The sequence below is a fragment of the Bacillus sp. FSL E2-8868 genome (assembly GCF_038005505.1).
In the GTDB taxonomy this organism is placed as follows: domain Bacteria; phylum Bacillota; class Bacilli; order Bacillales; family Bacillaceae_G; genus Bacillus_A; species Bacillus_A mycoides.
This window is the reverse complement of the sequence record NZ_JBBOTI010000002.1, coordinates 886,429-902,040: the sequence shown is the minus strand read 5'-3', so window position 1 is coordinate 902,040 and position 15,612 is coordinate 886,429. Positions and strand designations below refer to the sequence as shown.

Sequence of the window (15,612 nt, the reverse complement as noted above, 5' to 3'; positions counted from 1 at the left end):
TTAGAAACAAATTTTTTAAAAATGATGAAAGACTTAAGAAGGTGAATATATTGCTTAAACATTCACATTTGCAATTTATCTTATTAACAATAGCTCTAATATTCTATATAAGCTTTTGTTTTATATTTTTATTTGTTTTTCCGAATCATTATTTTGTATCAGATTTTAATATCCGACTATCATCCTTAGTTGTTGAAACTACTGTATTTATCTCATTACTTTATTCTATATTATCCGGAAAAATTAAGTTAGGAGTATTCTGGGTTTGCATTACTATTGCAATAGGGTGTTTCTTGATAGGGAATTTTATATCCGCTTTTCAAGTACTTAATGTAGAATTGCCGATACAAAATTTTAATATCTCTGATGTGTTTTTGTTGTTTTTCTTATTCTTCTTTCTCTTTGCATTCTTTTATAAAATCATTATGGAATGTAACAAGTGGGAAAAAGCGTATTTAATTTGTGATTTATGTATTGTTGTTACTGCCATTTTTACATTAGAGTGGTACCTGTTTAATAAACCTTCTGCAAATATCTTATTCTTATCAATTGGAGATGTTTTTCTTTCATTTATTTTTCCGATTATAGATTTATTGCTTCTTTTACTAGGAATTAGCCTGATCTTTCGACCAGCTATTTTTAATGCGAAAAGTAAATTATTTATTTTTATTCTCGTATTAACTGGATTGGCTATTACGGACTACTTGTATTTTTACTTACAAGATGATTTGTCAGATCGTTCACTTTTATTATTAAGGTGTTTGTATAGAGTTTTCCTATTATTAATTGCTATTGCTGCTTCGATCTCAAAGAATGCATCTTCTAGAAGGAATTATTTCATTATCAATCCCACATTTGGGAAGAAACTTCTTGTTATATTTCCTTATCTTGCAGTTGCGGTATTAATTGGCTTTACTTTAAAAGAGCAAACTTCCTCGGCTACACTTATTACTGGGAATTGTATTGCATTTGTATTTGTGCTGATTCGTCATACTATCGTACGAATGCAAAACAGCGATTTAACCGAAATGTTAAAAGTGTTTAATAATCAATTAGAACAAAAAGTATCTCAAAGAACAGAAGATTTAATAAACAAATCCAATGACTTGGTCAAAAATCAAGAGAGATTTAAGTCATTATATGAGTATCATCCAGATCCTATTTTAACGATTAATTCAAATGGTACTGTGTTAAATATAAACCAGGCTGGAAGTATGTTATTAGGAAAAAACAGCGATGAATTAATAGGTAAAGAGTGCTTCTCAATTTTTTTAGATGAAGATAGATCTGAATTGGAAGCGGCTCTACAGGAAGGGAAACGATGCAGTTCGGCTTCGTTACAATTACGTGTGAAAAATAATAATGAGAAGGACATTCATTTTTGGTACGTCACCATTGTTCCTATTATGATAGAAGGGCAAACTTTTGGGAGTTATGTAATGGTAAAAGACATTACGAGAATGAAGCAACAACAAGATGAGATAAATTATCTAGCATTCCATGATACAGTGACGGGGATTGGAAATCGAATATTCTTCCAACAAGAATTAGAAAAATCCATTGGGCGTGCACGAAAAACGCAGGGTGAATTTGGACTCTTGTATATAGATTTAAATCGTTTTAAAACCATTAACGATACACTGGGACATTCAATTGGTGACAGTGTTTTAAAAGAAGTTGCTAAACGTTTTAGGACATGTCTGTCACCGGCTATTCCTCTAGCGAGAATAGGGGGAGATGAGTTTGCGATCATAGTCCATAACCACACAGAGCAACAGCTATTGGATTTGTGTGAAACTCTATTTCGTATAACTGAAGAACCATTTGTAGTTAATCAACATAGTTTTTATTTATCTCTTAGTATAGGAATAGCGGTGTATCCGTTTGGAGGAATAAATACTACTACACTTTTACAACATGCTGATATTGCTATGTATAGTGCAAAGGAAAAAGGTAATAATGCTGTTTGCATGTATGACGAGACATTATCAAAAAAAATAACAAGACGATTACGATTAGAACAGGATTTACCGAAGGCATTAGAAAATAATGAGTTGTTTTTATTATATCAACCACAAGTTGACAGTAAGACTGGTATGGTTATTGGTGCAGAGGCTTTAATTCGTTGGCAACATCCAGAACTGGGACTTATTTCTCCTTTTGAATTTATACCTATCGCGGAAGAAACATCGCAGATTATTTCAATTGGGAAATGGACGTTACAGGAAGCGTGTCGACAACTGAAAGAATGGCATTCTGCGGGCTATTCAAATCTAAAAATGGGGATAAATTTATCAGCTATAGAGTTTGAACAGAAGGACTTTGTTCAAACAATCATATCTACTATAGAAGAAGTAGGGGTACCTGCTAGTTCGATCGATTTAGAATTAACTGAGCGGATAGCAATGGTAGATGAAAAAGAAACGTTAGCGAAGTTAAAAGCATTAAAATCATATGGTGTACATTTATCAATTGACGATTTTGGCACAGGGTATTCTTCATTAGCATATCTCCCTTTGTATCCAATTGATACCTTAAAAATTCCAAGAGAATTTGTTAATAGGATCGGAAATTCTACTGATGGAAATGAAATTATTCATACCATTATTTCACTAGCGCATACTTTAAACATGAAAGTGATCGCAGAAGGGGTGGAAACGAAGGAACAATTAACAGTGTTACAACGTAACGCATGTTATCTAATTCAGGGCTATTACTACAGTAAACCTGTAAGTGAAGATGAATTCATCAAGTTTTTAAGCACAATGTCGCGTCACCTTTTCTAAGAAAACCACAATCTAGATTTGTTTTTTGTTGAAATTATAACAAATAGAGGACAGCAAAGTAACTGCCAAAATGTTTTAGCATTTAATTTGGCTTAATAGGAAATTCTAATGAGCAAAGACCTTATCTGATTTTAGTTTTAGAAAGGAGAGAAGCGGATGGATTCAATATGGCTAGAGTATGCTTGGGCATTGTTAATTTTAATCGGATTAGAAGGATTGTTATCGGCTGACAATGCCCTTGTACTAGCAGTTATAGCCAAGCATTTACCCGAAGAAGAGAAAAAAAGAGCTATAAATTACGGAATTATTATGGCCTTTGTTTTTCGATTCGCAGCCCTTTTTGCTATATCATTTATTGCAAATGTTTGGCAAATACAGGCGATAGGAGCAGCTTATCTTCTTTACTTAGGATTAAAGCATGTCATTCAGGCGCAATTCGGAAAAAATAATCAAAATATTAACAAGGAAGATGAAAAGGAAGCAGCAGGAAAAAGCTACTGGTTCACAGTAGGAAAGATTGCATTAGCTGACCTTGCCTTTGCGATTGATTCAATATTAGCCGCAGTCGCTCTTGCCCTCGGTCTTCCGGATTCTCCGCTTGACGATTTCGGAGGTATGGATGGAGGACAGTTCATTGTTGTACTTCTTGGAGGGATAGCTGGACTTATTTTAATTAAATTTGCGGCAACTTGGTTTGTACAATTACTGGAGAAACGTCCAGCACTAGAAACAACAGCATATGCAATTGTTGCCTGGGTCGGCGTCAAACTTGCTGTAATTACACTTGCCCATGAGGATATAGGTATTTTAGATCATGATTTTCCACACAGTACAACTTGGACTTTAATCTTCTACGGAGTATTAGTTGCCATCGCACTAATTGGTTGGTTTGCACCGGGAAGTAAGTCATCTCAGAATAATCCTAAAATGTAATACAAAGGTCAGAGCATTATGTGCTTTGTCCTTTGTAATGATAATTATATTGTGTATTTTTCGATTTAACGCTATAATTACAGTGTTAAAGATGGAATCGTGATATGACCTGTTATGAATCTATCATTTTATTTATGAATAAATGGACTGGTATTTTAGCAAGATGTGCTAATAAACTACTCCACCATGATGATAACGTGCCAAAAATGTGGTGCGTATATTTTCGTGGTGGAGTTTTTTTATTCTCAAAAAGGGGGAGTAACCATGAACGACAGCATGGTTCATATTACAATTAACGGCAAAGAGTATAATGCTGAGCCTGGTTCAACTATACTGGGCATTATTAATGAGAACGGAATTGAGCATCCACAAATTTGTTATGTGCCGGAAGTGAATCCTATTCAAACGTGTGATACTTGTATTGTAGAAGTTAACGGAAAGCTTGTGCGATCCTGTTCTACTGTAGTGACGAGCGGTATGAATATTGAGCTGTCCTCTACTAGTGCGAAGGCAGCACAACATGAGGCGATGGACCGTTTACTAGAAAATCATTTACTTTACTGTACGGTTTGTGACAACAATAACGGGAATTGTAAACTGCATAATACGGCAGAATTAATGGAAATTGAGCATCAAAAATATCCTTATGAGCCAAAAGTTGATACAGGCGAAGTTGATATGTCCCATCCATTTTATCGCTATGACCCGAATCAATGTATCGCGTGCGGTCAATGTGTAGAGGTATGTCAAAACTTACAAGTTAATGAAACGTTATCTATTGATTGGGAGGCAGAGCGCCCACGTGTTATTTGGGATGAAGGAGTAGATATTAACGATTCTTCATGTGTAAGCTGCGGTCAATGTGTAACGATTTGTCCTTGTAATGCTTTAATGGAGAAATCGATGCTTGGTGAAGCTGGATTTATGACTGGGCTGAAGCCGGATATTCTTGAACCTATGGTCGATCTTATTAAAGAGGTTGAACCTGGATATAGCGGTATTTTCGCTGTGTCAGAAGTAGAAGCTGCGATGCGTGACACTCGTACGAAGAAGACGAAAACAGTATGTACGTTTTGTGGTGTAGGTTGTTCATTTGAAGTGTGGACGAAGGGCCGTGAAATTTTAAAAGTGCAACCATCTTCTGAAGCACCAGTTAATGCGATTTCTACTTGTGTAAAAGGAAAGTTTGGTTGGGATTTCGTGAATTCCGAAAAACGAATTACGAAACCTTTAATTCGTAAAAATGGAGTGTTCGTGGAATCAACTTGGGAAGAAGCGCTTCATGTAGTGGCGAATAAATTGGGCTCTATTAAAGAAGAGTACGGTAAAGGTTCTATCGGCTTTATTTCTTCTTCTAAAATTACGAATGAAGACAACTATGTCATTCAAAAATTAGCTCGACAAGTGTTTGAAACGAACAACATTGATAACTGCTCACGCTATTGTCAATCGCCAGCAACAGATGGATTGTTCCGCACTATTGGAATGGGCGGAGATGCAGGAACGATTAAAGATATTGCGCAATCAGGTCTTGTTATAATCGTTGGTTGTAATCCAACAGAAGGTCATCCTGTGTTAGCGACTCGTGTGAAACGTGCGCATAAACTTCACGGTCAAAAACTAATTGTCGCAGATCTTCGTAAAACTGAAATGGCAGAGCGTTCGGATATCTTTATTAGTCCAAAGCAAGGAACAGACCAAGTATGGTTAATGGCTGTTACGAAATATATGATTGATCAAGGTTGGCACGATCAGCAGTTCATCGATGAGAATGTAAACTTCTTTGATGATTTCAAAGATAGTCTCGCGGAATATACGCTTGAATATGCAGAAGAGATTACAGGCATTTCAACAGAAACGCTCGTTAAAATGGCAGAAATGATTCGTGATGCAGACGGTACGTGTATTCTTTGGGGAATGGGCGTAACGCAAAATACAGGTGGTTCAGATACTTCCGCTGCGATTTCAAACTTACTTCTTGCAACAGGAAACTATCGCCGTTCAGGTGCTGGTGCATATCCGCTTCGAGGTCATAATAACGTACAAGGGGCTTGTGATATGGGAACACTTCCAGGCTGGCTTCCAGGATATCAGCACGTTACTGACGATGTAGAGCGTGCGAAATTTGAAATAGCTTACGGAGTAAAAATTGATAACAAACCAGGTCTTAATAACATTGAAATGCTTCACGCAATTGATGAAGGAAAAATGAAAGCTATGTATCTTGTTGGAGAAGATATGGCTCTTGTAGACTCGAACGCAAATCACGTACATGAAGTGTTATCAAGCCTTGAATTCTTTGTCGTTCAAGATGTGTTCTTTTCTAAAACAGCTCAATACGCTGATGTCGTATTACCGGCAGCGCCATCTCTTGAGAAAAAAGGTACTTTTACAAATACAGAGCGTCGTGTACAAAGATTATATCAAGTGCTTCCAACGCTAGGAGATGCGAAACCAGACTGGTGGATCGTGCAGGCAATTGCTAATAAATTAGGTGCAAATTGGAACTATGGTCATCCAAGTGAAATCTTTGCGGAAATGGCAAGCTTATCACCACTATTTGCACACGCAAACTATGAAGTGCTTGAAGGGTGGAACAGTTTCCACTGGGGAAGTTTTGATGGAACGAATACACCGCTTCTATTCAAAGATGGATTTAACTTCCCGGACAAAAAGGCTCGTTTTGCGATAGCTGATTGGGTACGTCCTGCTGAATTTCCAGCAGAATACGATCTTCACATTAATAACGGTCGTATGCTTGAACATTTCCATGAAGGGAACATGACAAATAAATCAACTGGTATTCAATCGAAAGTACCAGGTGTTTTCGTCGAAGTTTCTCCAGAATTGGCAAGGGAACGTGGAGTGAAAACTGGTTCGTTAGTACGTCTTGTTTCTCCATTCGGAGCACTTAAATTACGTGCACTCGTAACGGATCGTGTAAAAGCGAATGAGCTGTATTTACCGATGAACTCGACAGATAATGAAACGGCGATTAATTTCTTAACAGGTCCTGCGGTCGATCAACGTACGAATACGCCTGCATATAAACAAACGAAAGTGCGTATGGAAGTGTTACAAGTTGATGGCGAAAATCCGATGCCAAAAACGAACCCGCGTAATAAAAAGCGTCACCCTCAAAACGGTATTGAGGTAAATCGTAAGTGGGATCGTCCAGGATACGTACATTTAACGGATAAAGTGAAACTTTAATCAGTGGGGGTTTTCTTTATTACCCACTGATTATTAGTTGAACCAATCGGGCGTTTACGGGCAGTTGATCCCCCACCTAAATTCTTTGCTTTCGCTGAATTTTGAGGTAGGGTTCTTACTGCCCGTTAATGCGGGATAACTAAGGGGGAGAAAAGAATATGGCAGCACCTATTCAAGCGATCCAGAAGCAGGAGCTAACCGAGGAAGAACTTAAACAACAAAAACTCGAAGCTTTAAAAGAACTGCTAGCTAATAATGAAGATGCTTTAAATCAAATGTTTAATATAGTAGGTGAACTAAATGACATCGGGATGCTGGAAGCTGCAAATTCTATGCTGAAAGCGAAAGAACCAATCGCAAAAATCGTTCTAGGCCAAGTCACTCGTGAACCAGTTACAAATTTAATTAATAATATGATGGGCGCTGCAGGAGCTTTAACAGAACTTGATCCGGCACTTACGAAAAAGCTTATAGGTAGTGTATTAACAGGTATGGATGAAGGAAACCAGCATTTGCAAAGCAATAAAAAAGTAGGAATATTAGACCTTATGAAAGTACTGAAGGATCCAGATATTAATCGTGCTATCGGATTTGGTCTTCATTTCTTAAAAGGTATGGGTAAAGGGTTAAAAGAAGAATAGATAAGCAACAATAATAGTATTTCATATGTTGTTTACGTACTTGAGATAATTGTAAAAGGTGATCCATTTCGTCTCATTATTAAATAGTTTAGACGAAATGATCATTTTGTTAAAATAGTTGTGATGGAATAACTAGGAAGGAATGAGAGTATGTCAAAAATGGTACATGAATTTAATGATATGATCCGAAAGCTTCGAAAAGAGTTGTTCGGGAAAGGGCCGGAAAGAATTCATACTGTATTTACCGAGAACATGGCTATTGCAACACTTTATGGGAATTTAACACCTACTGAGAAATTTATTTCGGGAACTACGGATGGGGCGGAAATGGTTCATATGGCTCGAACGAAAATGATTCAAGAAGTGTATGTGGCTAATCCTCATGAACATTTAGAAGAACTTGTTGGTGCGAAGTTAGTTCATCTGTTTTCTGATATGAAAGTAGATGAAGATATTGCAGTTTCCGTGTTTGTTTTTGATAAAAATATAACGTGAGAGAAGGATGCTCATCGTGAAATCGATTCAGGTGGAACGGAAAATTTTCAAATATGAGCAAGGGGAATTTAAACATATAGAGGACAGCATTGTAACAGAGTTTCCTGTTACGGTTAAAATTAACGGCCAGGAATTTGTTACAATGGTTAGTACTCCAGAGTATATTGAAGACATGGTAATTGGTTTTTTAGCCTCTGAAGGCATTATCCGAAAGTATGAAGATATTGATGAAATATGGATGCAAGAAAAAGAAGGCTATGTACATGTAAAAACGACGAAAATCAATCCTTATTATCGTGACATACAAAACAAACGTTATATTACTTCGTGCTGTGGAATGAGTAGGCAAGGGTTTGTTTTTACGAACGATGCGCTGACTGCGAAAGAAATGAATGATATTCGCGTAAAGATCTCTGCCGAGGATTGTTTTCGGTTAATGAATGATATGCAGCAATCTGCGTCTACGTTTCAACATACAGGCGGCGTTCATAATGCAGCTTTATGTAATGTGAGTGGAATTGTTTTAAGCCGCATGGATATAGGAAGACATAACGCTTTAGACAAAATTTACGGCTATTGTTTAAAAAATAACATTTCGATTGGTGATAAAATTATTGTTTTTAGTGGACGTATCTCTTCTGAAATTCTATTAAAAGTTGCGAAAATTGGCTGTGAAGTAATATTGTCAAAATCAGCTCCAACTGAGTTAGCATTAGAACTAGCGGAGCAGTTAGGGATTACTACAATAGGCTTCATTCGTAATAAATCTTTAAATGTATATACGCATCCAGAGCGGATTATAAATATAAAATAAGTAGAAACGAGGCAATAATCATGAAATCTGTTACATTAGACAAATTAGATCGTCCTTTAAAGGATTTACGTATTTCTGTTACTGATCGCTGTAATTTTCGCTGTCGATATTGTATGCCAGAAGAAATATTTGGTCGGGATTATTCTTTTTTGTCTAATGATAAAATTTTATCTTTTGATGAAATTGAAAGGATTACACGTATTTTCGTTTCTTTAGGTGTAAGAAAGTTACGTATTACCGGAGGAGAGCCTTTACTTCGAAAAGACTTACCTGAACTCATACAGCGGTTAAACGAAATTGATGGAGTAGAGGATATCGGTTTAACGACAAATGGATCATTACTTAAAAAGTTTGCTCCAGATTTATATAAGGCGGGTTTATCTCGTGTAACAGTTAGTTTAGACTCGTTAAATGAAGAACGTTTCTCTTATTTAAATGGGAATAGAAGTAAAGTAAAAACGGTTCTTGCAGGAATACAGGCTGCGGCGGAAGCCGGAATGAAAATTAAAATGAACATGGTTGTTCAAAAAGGGAAAAATGAACAAGACATCGTTCAGATGGCAGAGTACTTTAAAGAGAATAAGCATATCCTTCGGTTCATTGAATATATGGATGTCGGAAATTTTAATGGCTGGGAATTAGGCGAAGTAGTTTCTAAGCAAGAAATAGTAGAGATGATTCATAAAGTGATGCCGCTTGAACGTATTGAGGCGAACTATCCTGGTGAAGTTGCGACACGTTATCGCTATAGCGGTAGTGATGAAGAAATAGGAATTATTTCATCTGTAACAGATTCGTTCTGTTCATCATGTACAAGAGCGCGTATTTCAGCAGAAGGAAAATTGTATACATGTTTGTTTGCGTCTAAAGGAAACAATCTTAAAGAATTACTTCGCTTTGGATATACGGATGAGGAGATTACTAATGTTATTCGTGACATTTGGAATAATCGTTCAGACCGTTATTCAGATGAACGGTTAAGCAATACGAATAAAAAAGCAATGCCGAAAATTGAAATGTCGCATATCGGTGGCTGAGAAGCTACTAAGAATGTAGATTCTCTTTGTTAACGTAAATAGTGGGAAATGTGCAAGTTTTGTACACTTTCTATGAGTATAGTAAAAATGATGATTGATATTTCTGTAAGAGATATGCAGAGAGATTAAGCAGCATTCAAAAATCCTTACGATGATAAGGGTTTTTGGTGCTGCTTTTTTTAGATGAGAAAAATGGAGGAATTGGTTATGGCATTTCATAAACCGGAACAAATTGCTGCGCTTGTGATTGAATCCGGTGTTCAAAAGGTAAGGCAACCGCTATCAGCTATGCTTATCCTTGGTTTTTTAGGAGGAGCATTCATTTCGATAGGATTTTTACTTAATATTCGTGTTCTCGGTAATGTACCGGAGCAATGGGGAAGTTTAGTCAATTTTATAGGAGGAGCGGTTTTTCCTATCGGACTGATGCTAGTTGTGTTAACAGGAGGAGAATTAATTACGGGAAATATGATGTCAATGTCTATGGCACTTTATGCACGGAAAATTTCATTGAAACATGTGTTACACAATTGGGCCTGGATTACTTTAACTAACTTTGTAGGTGCACTTTTCGTAGCGTATTGTTTCGGTCATCTTGGCGGGTTAACTGAGGGAGCGTATTTAAATAAAACGATAGCGATAGCTCAAGATAAGTTACATGAATCTTTTGGGAGAACGTTAATTTTAGCAATTGGCTGTAACTGGCTCGTTTGCCTTGCGATTTGGTTAGCATACGGAACGAACGATTTAATTGGGAAGATTGTTGGAATTTGGATTCCGATTATGGCATTTGTCGTAATTGGATTTCAACAAGTAGTAGCAAATATGTTTGTCATTTCAGCCGTGATTTTTGCGGGTCACCTTACGTGGATGGATCTTGCGAAAAACTTTGTGCCTGTCTTTATCGGAAATGTAATTGGCGGAGCGGGATTTGTTGGATTCGCTTATTTTTCTTGTTATCAGAAACAAAGTGCTATCGAAGAAGATGTATTGAAAAAATAACAGTATTTGAAAGGAAGGCACCTCATGATAGAGCGGTATTCACGACAACAGTTGTTCACTCCTATTGGAAAAGAAGGGCAAGAGAAGATTAGAAATAAGCATGTATTAATAATAGGGGCAGGTGCGTTAGGAAGTGCAAGTGCAGAGGCGTTTGTACGTGCAGGTATCGGGAAATTAACGATTATTGATCGCGATTACGTAGAATGGAGTAATTTACAGCGGCAACAACTTTACGCTGAACAAGATGCGATAGAAAAGTTGCCAAAAGCAATTGCAGCGCAGAATCGTCTCAAACAAATTAATTCAGACGTGCAAATTCAAGCGCTAGTAATGGATGCAAGAGTAGATAATATGGAAGCTTTATTAGGTGGTGTCGATATCATTATTGATGCAACAGATAATTTCGATATTCGGTTCGTGATTAATGAAATATCACAAAAACACAATATCCCTTGGATTTACGGTTCTTGTGTCGGAAGTTATGGCATGAGCTATACAATTATTCCGAAGAAAACACCGTGCTTACATTGTGTGTTGAAAAGTGTTCCTGTTACAGGGGCGACGTGTGACACAGTTGGAATTATTAGTCCAGCTGTTCAAATCGTTGCAGCGTACCAAGTGGCAGAAGCATTCAAAATTTTAGTAGAAGACTATGAAGCGGTTAGGAAAACATTTTTAATGTTTGATATATGGAGTAATCAACATCATTCTATCAAACTAGGAAAAATCAAAACGGAAGACTGTCCTTCGTGCGGAACAAATAGAACTTATCCTTATTTATCATACGAAAATCAAACGAAGACAGCTGTTTTATGTGGAAGAAATACAGTTCAAATTAGACCGGCGCATAATAGACATTACAACTTTGATGAGTTAGAAAAAGTATTAAAGAACCACGGGAAAGTTGATCGGAATCCGTATTTGCTCTCTTGCCAATTAGAAGAGTATCGCATCGTCATTTTTCATGATGGTCGTGTATTTATTCATGGCACGAATGAAATTCAAAAAGCGAAACAACTATACTATCGGTTATTAGGATAATAGAGAGGGATTGGTAATGATGGAAAGAAGAGTGCCAATTACAGTTGAAGAGGCTGTTCGTAAAGTGATGGAATTTGCTAATTGTGGTGTAAAAGAACTAGTACCACTGGAATTAGCATACGGACGGACGTTAGCAGACGATATAGTAGCGGATCACGATGTGCCTTCTTTCGACCGCTCGCCATATGATGGATATGCTATTAGAGCAGAAGATACTTCGCTTGCAAGTCGTGAGAATCCAATTGTATTTGAAGTCATCGGTGAAATTGGAGCAGGTTCCGTATTTCCTAAAGAAGTAGGAGCGTTTCAAGCTGTTCGAATTATGACAGGGACACAAATTCCGAAAGGATGTAACGCGGTCGTCATGCTAGAACTGACTCGTCATCGTCAATATGAGAATATCGGAAAATGCTATATGGAAGTGAAACGCTCATTTAAAGAAGGGGACAATATATCCTTTCAAGGTGAAGATGCACGTAAAGGAACCGTTCTCGCAAAAAGGGGTTGTTACATTAATCCAGGTATTTCTGCTCTTCTTGCTACATTCGGTTATAGCGAAGTGCCCGTCGCGAAAAAGCCTGTCATTGGACTGTTAGGGACTGGGAGTGAGCTTCTCGATGTTGATGAATCATTACAGCCCGGAAAAATTCGAAATAGTAATACGTATATGATATCGTCTCAAATTCGAAGAGCTGGTGGAAGAGTAAAATACTTTGGGAAGTTTAGCGACGATTTTAATACGTGCTACGAAGCAGTGAAAAGAGCGTTAAGCGAAGTGGATATGTTAATTACAACTGGTGGTGTTTCAGTAGGAGATTATGATTATTTTCCAGCTATATACGAAAAGTTAGGTGCGTCGGTTCTTTTTAATAAAGTAGCCATGCGGCCGGGAAGTGTCACGACTGTAGCGCAATTAAACGGAAAATTATTATGCGGATTATCAGGTAATCCATCTGCTTGTTACGTAGGCTTTGAATTATTCGTAAAACCTAGCATTCGTGCGTATATGTTTAGCGAAACACCACATGTAAAACGAGAAAAAGCAATGCTCGGAGAAGACTTTCTAAAACCTAATCCATTTACAAGATTTGTACGAGGTAAGCTGAAGTATAACGAAGGACAACTAATCGCTTATCCATCAGGATTTGATAAATCTAGTTCCGTCTCTTCATTAGCAGAATCAAACATTTTTATCGTATTACTAGGTGGTACGAGAGGATATGAGAAAGGGATGTTTGTGGACGTTCTTTTATTAGAAGATAACGAAGGTAGTGAATGGCCTTGGACATTCCGAAAAGTGGGGAGAGGTTTTGATGGGACAAGCACGATTTGAAATTGTAGATATTCCGATTGTAGTTCAAGAAGTAACGAATAAAGTAGCAAGACGAGAAGCAGGAGCCATTACAACTTTTATAGGAACGGTTAGAGAATTAACGAAAGGAAAACGAACGTTACATCTTGATTATGAAGCATATAAACCGATGGCAGTAAAAAAGCTTAATGAAATTGGAGAAGAAATTAAGAAACAGTGGCCAGATGCAAAAATAGCAATTACGCACCGAGTAGGAAGACTAGAAATAATGGATATCGCCGTTGTCATTGCAGTATCGTCGCCGCATCGTAAAGTAGCGTACGAAGCGAATGAATACGCAATTGAACGTATAAAGAGAATCGTCCCAATTTGGAAAAAAGAATTTTGGGAAGATGGAACGGAGTGGATTGGTGATCAACTTGAAAATACTCCCTATCCAGAAGGAAAACCAGAGAAAGAAGAATGAGAGAATGATAACAATTTTACTGTTTGCAAATTTACGAGAAGAAGTTGGTTTAGAGAGATTAGTAATAATAGAAAATCGAGAGATGAATGTTCAGCAATTGAAAAAATGGCTGAAAGATTACTTTCAATTACAGACGCTGGATACAGTTATGGTGGCAATTAATGAAGAATTTGTAACGGACGAAAATATTGTAAGAGCTGGAGATACTGTCGCGTTTATCCCGCCTGTAAGTGGAGGTTAATTTTTTCTATTCGAGTATCAAAATTTTCATACGTTAAGGAGGATCATTATGAGTGAATTTTCGCACTGGAATGAAGAGGGAAGAGCTAAAATGGTTGATATTTCTCAAAAGGACATTTCAACACGCACAGCTGTTGCGCAAAGTACAATTTCTTTATCAAATGAATTATTTGAAGCAATTCAAAGTGGTGGGTTGAAAAAAGGAGACCCGCTTCAAGTAGCACAAGTTGCTGGTATAATTGGTGCTAAAAAAACAGCGGATATAATCCCGATGTGTCACCCGATATTAATCCAAGGAACAGACTTTACGTTTCATTATGAAAAGAAAACTGATGGCTATGAATTAATCATACGAGCGACAGTAAAATGCAGTGGGAAAACAGGAGTAGAAATGGAAGCATTAACGGCCGTATCAATCGCCGCCCTTACTTTTTACGATATGTGTAAAGCTGTTGATAAAACGATGGTTATGAAAGAAACATATTTAGTTCAAAAAACGGGTGGGAAAAGCGGAGACTTTTTTCACAAGGTAAAATAATTAGAATGGAAGGAATGTATATGATGATTACTCACGAACAGATTATGAACGCGTTAAGCCATGTAGAAGATCCAGAGTTACACAAAAGTATTGTGGAACTAAATATGGTTAGAAATATAAAAATAGATGGCACAGAAGTTGGGCTAGAAATAGTTTTAACAATTCAAGGTTGTCCGCTGAAAGCAAAAATACAACAAGATATTGAAGACTCACTTAGAAACATTGGAGCGTCGAAGGTTTCCTTAACATTCGGTTCAATGACGCCAGAAGAACGAGCAGCATTAACAGCGTCTTTAAAGAAAGAGGCTAGAACAGAAACAGGAATGCCTAGTATGCTTCGACCTGATTCGGGTGTACGTTTTATTACTGTAACGAGCGGAAAAGGAGGAGTTGGTAAATCAACTGTGACGATTAACCTTGCTACTGCTTTAGCACGTATGGGGAAAAAGGTTGCAATTTTAGATGCAGATATATATGGATTTAGCATCCCGGCAATGATGGAAACGAATGAAAAACCAACAATGATCGATCAAACAGCAATTCCAGTCGTTAGTCACGGTGTTAAAATTATGTCGATGGGATTCTTCACAGAAGGAAACAACCCAGTTATGTGGCGCGGACCGATGTTAAACAAATGGATTCAAAACTTCCTTGCGAATACGCACTGGGGAGAATTAGACTATCTTCTTCTGGATTTACCACCTGGAACAGGAGACGTTGCGATAGATGTCGCTGCGATGATCCCACAAGCGAAGGAAATTATCGTTACAACTCCTCATAACGTAGCTTCATTTGTCGCGTCTAGAGTAGGAGTAATGGCAAAACATACGAAACACGATATTTTAGGTATCATTGAAAATATGGCATATTACGAAGAACAAGAGGGTTCAATAAACTATCTCTTCGGAAAAGGTGGCGGCGAAATGTTAGCAGAACAACTGCAAACAGAGGTAATCGCCCAAATACCTTTTGCAAAGCGTGAAGAAAATAAAGGCTCATGTGTATATGACGAAGACTCGATCGTTGGGGAGATATTTACTTCTTTAGCTGAGGATATTATTTATAATGAATAAACTAGTGTAAAAGTAAAAGGG

General features: G+C 37.3%; 15 protein-coding genes. All 15 read left to right on the top strand.

All coding sequences use genetic code 11. The features are described from left to right. Positions 1 to 50: 50 nt before the first annotated feature. The 15 genes from NSS74_RS15470 to NSS74_RS15400 all read left to right on the top strand — a co-directional run bounded on the left by NSS74_RS15470 (position 51) and on the right by NSS74_RS15400 (position 15,591). Complete coding sequence (locus NSS74_RS15470; RefSeq protein ID WP_340813925.1) at positions 51 to 2,786, top strand: sensor domain-containing protein; 2,736 nt, start codon at positions 51 to 53, stop codon at positions 2,784 to 2,786. Positions 2,787 to 2,942: 156 nt separating this feature from the next. Continuing rightward, on the top strand, positions 2,943 to 3,719 hold the full coding sequence (locus NSS74_RS15465; RefSeq protein WP_002168733.1) for a TerC family protein: 777 nt from the start codon (positions 2,943 to 2,945) through the stop codon (positions 3,717 to 3,719). A 104-nt stretch (positions 3,720 to 3,823) separates the two neighbouring features. Then, positions 3,824 to 4,015 (top strand): hypothetical protein, encoded by a 192-nt coding sequence (locus NSS74_RS15460; RefSeq protein WP_002149117.1) that lies wholly within the window; start codon positions 3,824 to 3,826, stop codon positions 4,013 to 4,015. Then, entirely contained in the window at positions 3,984 to 6,932 is a 2,949-nt protein-coding gene (fdhF, locus tag NSS74_RS15455; RefSeq protein WP_340813922.1) for a formate dehydrogenase subunit alpha, read from the top strand. The genes NSS74_RS15460 and fdhF overlap by 32 nt, the downstream gene beginning before the upstream one ends. A 158-nt stretch (positions 6,933 to 7,090) precedes the next feature. Continuing rightward, positions 7,091 to 7,573: a DUF1641 domain-containing protein gene (locus tag NSS74_RS15450; protein WP_242246485.1), complete on the top strand. Its 483-nt coding sequence runs from the start codon at positions 7,091 to 7,093 to the stop codon at positions 7,571 to 7,573. A 150-nt stretch (positions 7,574 to 7,723) separates the two neighbouring features. Then, positions 7,724 to 8,068 carry a DUF2294 domain-containing protein gene (locus NSS74_RS15445; protein ID WP_002012015.1) on the top strand — a complete coding sequence of 115 codons (345 nt, stop codon included), beginning with the start codon at positions 7,724 to 7,726 and terminating at the stop codon, positions 8,066 to 8,068. A 16-nt stretch (positions 8,069 to 8,084) separates the two neighbouring features. After that, positions 8,085 to 8,882, top strand: coding sequence for a formate dehydrogenase accessory sulfurtransferase FdhD (gene fdhD / locus NSS74_RS15440; protein ID WP_340813918.1), 798 nt, complete (start codon positions 8,085 to 8,087; stop codon positions 8,880 to 8,882). A 20-nt stretch (positions 8,883 to 8,902) separates the two neighbouring features. After that, the gene (gene moaA / locus NSS74_RS15435; RefSeq protein ID WP_340813916.1) at positions 8,903 to 9,919 is read left to right on the top strand and encodes a GTP 3',8-cyclase MoaA; all 1,017 of its coding nucleotides are present in this window, start codon (positions 8,903 to 8,905) and stop codon (positions 9,917 to 9,919) included. 207 nt (positions 9,920 to 10,126) lie between these two features. Further along, positions 10,127 to 10,921, top strand: a complete 795-nt coding sequence (locus tag NSS74_RS15430) for a formate/nitrite transporter family protein (protein ID WP_002126614.1) — start codon at positions 10,127 to 10,129, stop codon at positions 10,919 to 10,921. 24 nt (positions 10,922 to 10,945) lie between these two features. Next, complete coding sequence (locus NSS74_RS15425; RefSeq protein WP_340813914.1) at positions 10,946 to 11,962, top strand: molybdopterin-synthase adenylyltransferase MoeB; 1,017 nt, start codon at positions 10,946 to 10,948, stop codon at positions 11,960 to 11,962. Positions 11,963 to 11,981: 19 nt separating this feature from the next. Further along, the gene (locus tag NSS74_RS15420) at positions 11,982 to 13,295 is read left to right on the top strand and encodes a molybdopterin molybdotransferase MoeA (RefSeq protein WP_340814224.1); all 1,314 of its coding nucleotides are present in this window, start codon (positions 11,982 to 11,984) and stop codon (positions 13,293 to 13,295) included. Continuing rightward, the gene (locus NSS74_RS15415) at positions 13,276 to 13,740 is read left to right on the top strand and encodes a molybdenum cofactor biosynthesis protein MoaE (protein WP_340813912.1); all 465 of its coding nucleotides are present in this window, start codon (positions 13,276 to 13,278) and stop codon (positions 13,738 to 13,740) included. The genes NSS74_RS15420 and NSS74_RS15415 overlap by 20 nt, the downstream gene beginning before the upstream one ends. Before the next feature lie 4 nt (positions 13,741 to 13,744). Next, positions 13,745 to 13,981: a molybdopterin converting factor subunit 1 gene (gene moaD / locus NSS74_RS15410; RefSeq protein ID WP_340813911.1), complete on the top strand. Its 237-nt coding sequence runs from the start codon at positions 13,745 to 13,747 to the stop codon at positions 13,979 to 13,981. A 48-nt stretch (positions 13,982 to 14,029) separates the two neighbouring features. Next, positions 14,030 to 14,518 (top strand): cyclic pyranopterin monophosphate synthase MoaC, encoded by a 489-nt coding sequence (gene moaC / locus NSS74_RS15405; RefSeq protein WP_025150807.1) that lies wholly within the window; start codon positions 14,030 to 14,032, stop codon positions 14,516 to 14,518. 20 nt (positions 14,519 to 14,538) lie between these two features. Then, the gene (locus tag NSS74_RS15400; RefSeq protein ID WP_340813908.1) at positions 14,539 to 15,591 is read left to right on the top strand and encodes a P-loop NTPase; all 1,053 of its coding nucleotides are present in this window, start codon (positions 14,539 to 14,541) and stop codon (positions 15,589 to 15,591) included. Positions 15,592 to 15,612: the final 21 nt, after the last annotated feature.

Coding starts and splice junctions, on each gene's coding strand:
- fdhF (WP_340813922.1), top strand. CDS start 3,984: ATGAACGACAGCATGGTTCATATTACAATTAACGGCAAAGAGTATAAT.
- NSS74_RS15420 (WP_340814224.1), top strand. CDS start 11,982: ATGGAAAGAAGAGTGCCAATTACAGTTGAAGAGGCTGTTCGTAAAGTG.
- NSS74_RS15465 (WP_002168733.1), top strand. CDS start 2,943: ATGGATTCAATATGGCTAGAGTATGCTTGGGCATTGTTAATTTTAATC.
- NSS74_RS15415 (WP_340813912.1), top strand. CDS start 13,276: ATGGGACAAGCACGATTTGAAATTGTAGATATTCCGATTGTAGTTCAA.
- moaD (WP_340813911.1), top strand. CDS start 13,745: ATGATAACAATTTTACTGTTTGCAAATTTACGAGAAGAAGTTGGTTTA.
- moaA (WP_340813916.1), top strand. CDS start 8,903: ATGAAATCTGTTACATTAGACAAATTAGATCGTCCTTTAAAGGATTTA.
- NSS74_RS15425 (WP_340813914.1), top strand. CDS start 10,946: ATGATAGAGCGGTATTCACGACAACAGTTGTTCACTCCTATTGGAAAA.
- NSS74_RS15430 (WP_002126614.1), top strand. CDS start 10,127: ATGGCATTTCATAAACCGGAACAAATTGCTGCGCTTGTGATTGAATCC.
- NSS74_RS15445 (WP_002012015.1), top strand. CDS start 7,724: ATGTCAAAAATGGTACATGAATTTAATGATATGATCCGAAAGCTTCGA.
- NSS74_RS15460 (WP_002149117.1), top strand. CDS start 3,824: ATGACCTGTTATGAATCTATCATTTTATTTATGAATAAATGGACTGGT.
- moaC (WP_025150807.1), top strand. CDS start 14,030: ATGAGTGAATTTTCGCACTGGAATGAAGAGGGAAGAGCTAAAATGGTT.
- NSS74_RS15450 (WP_242246485.1), top strand. CDS start 7,091: ATGGCAGCACCTATTCAAGCGATCCAGAAGCAGGAGCTAACCGAGGAA.
- NSS74_RS15400 (WP_340813908.1), top strand. CDS start 14,539: ATGATGATTACTCACGAACAGATTATGAACGCGTTAAGCCATGTAGAA.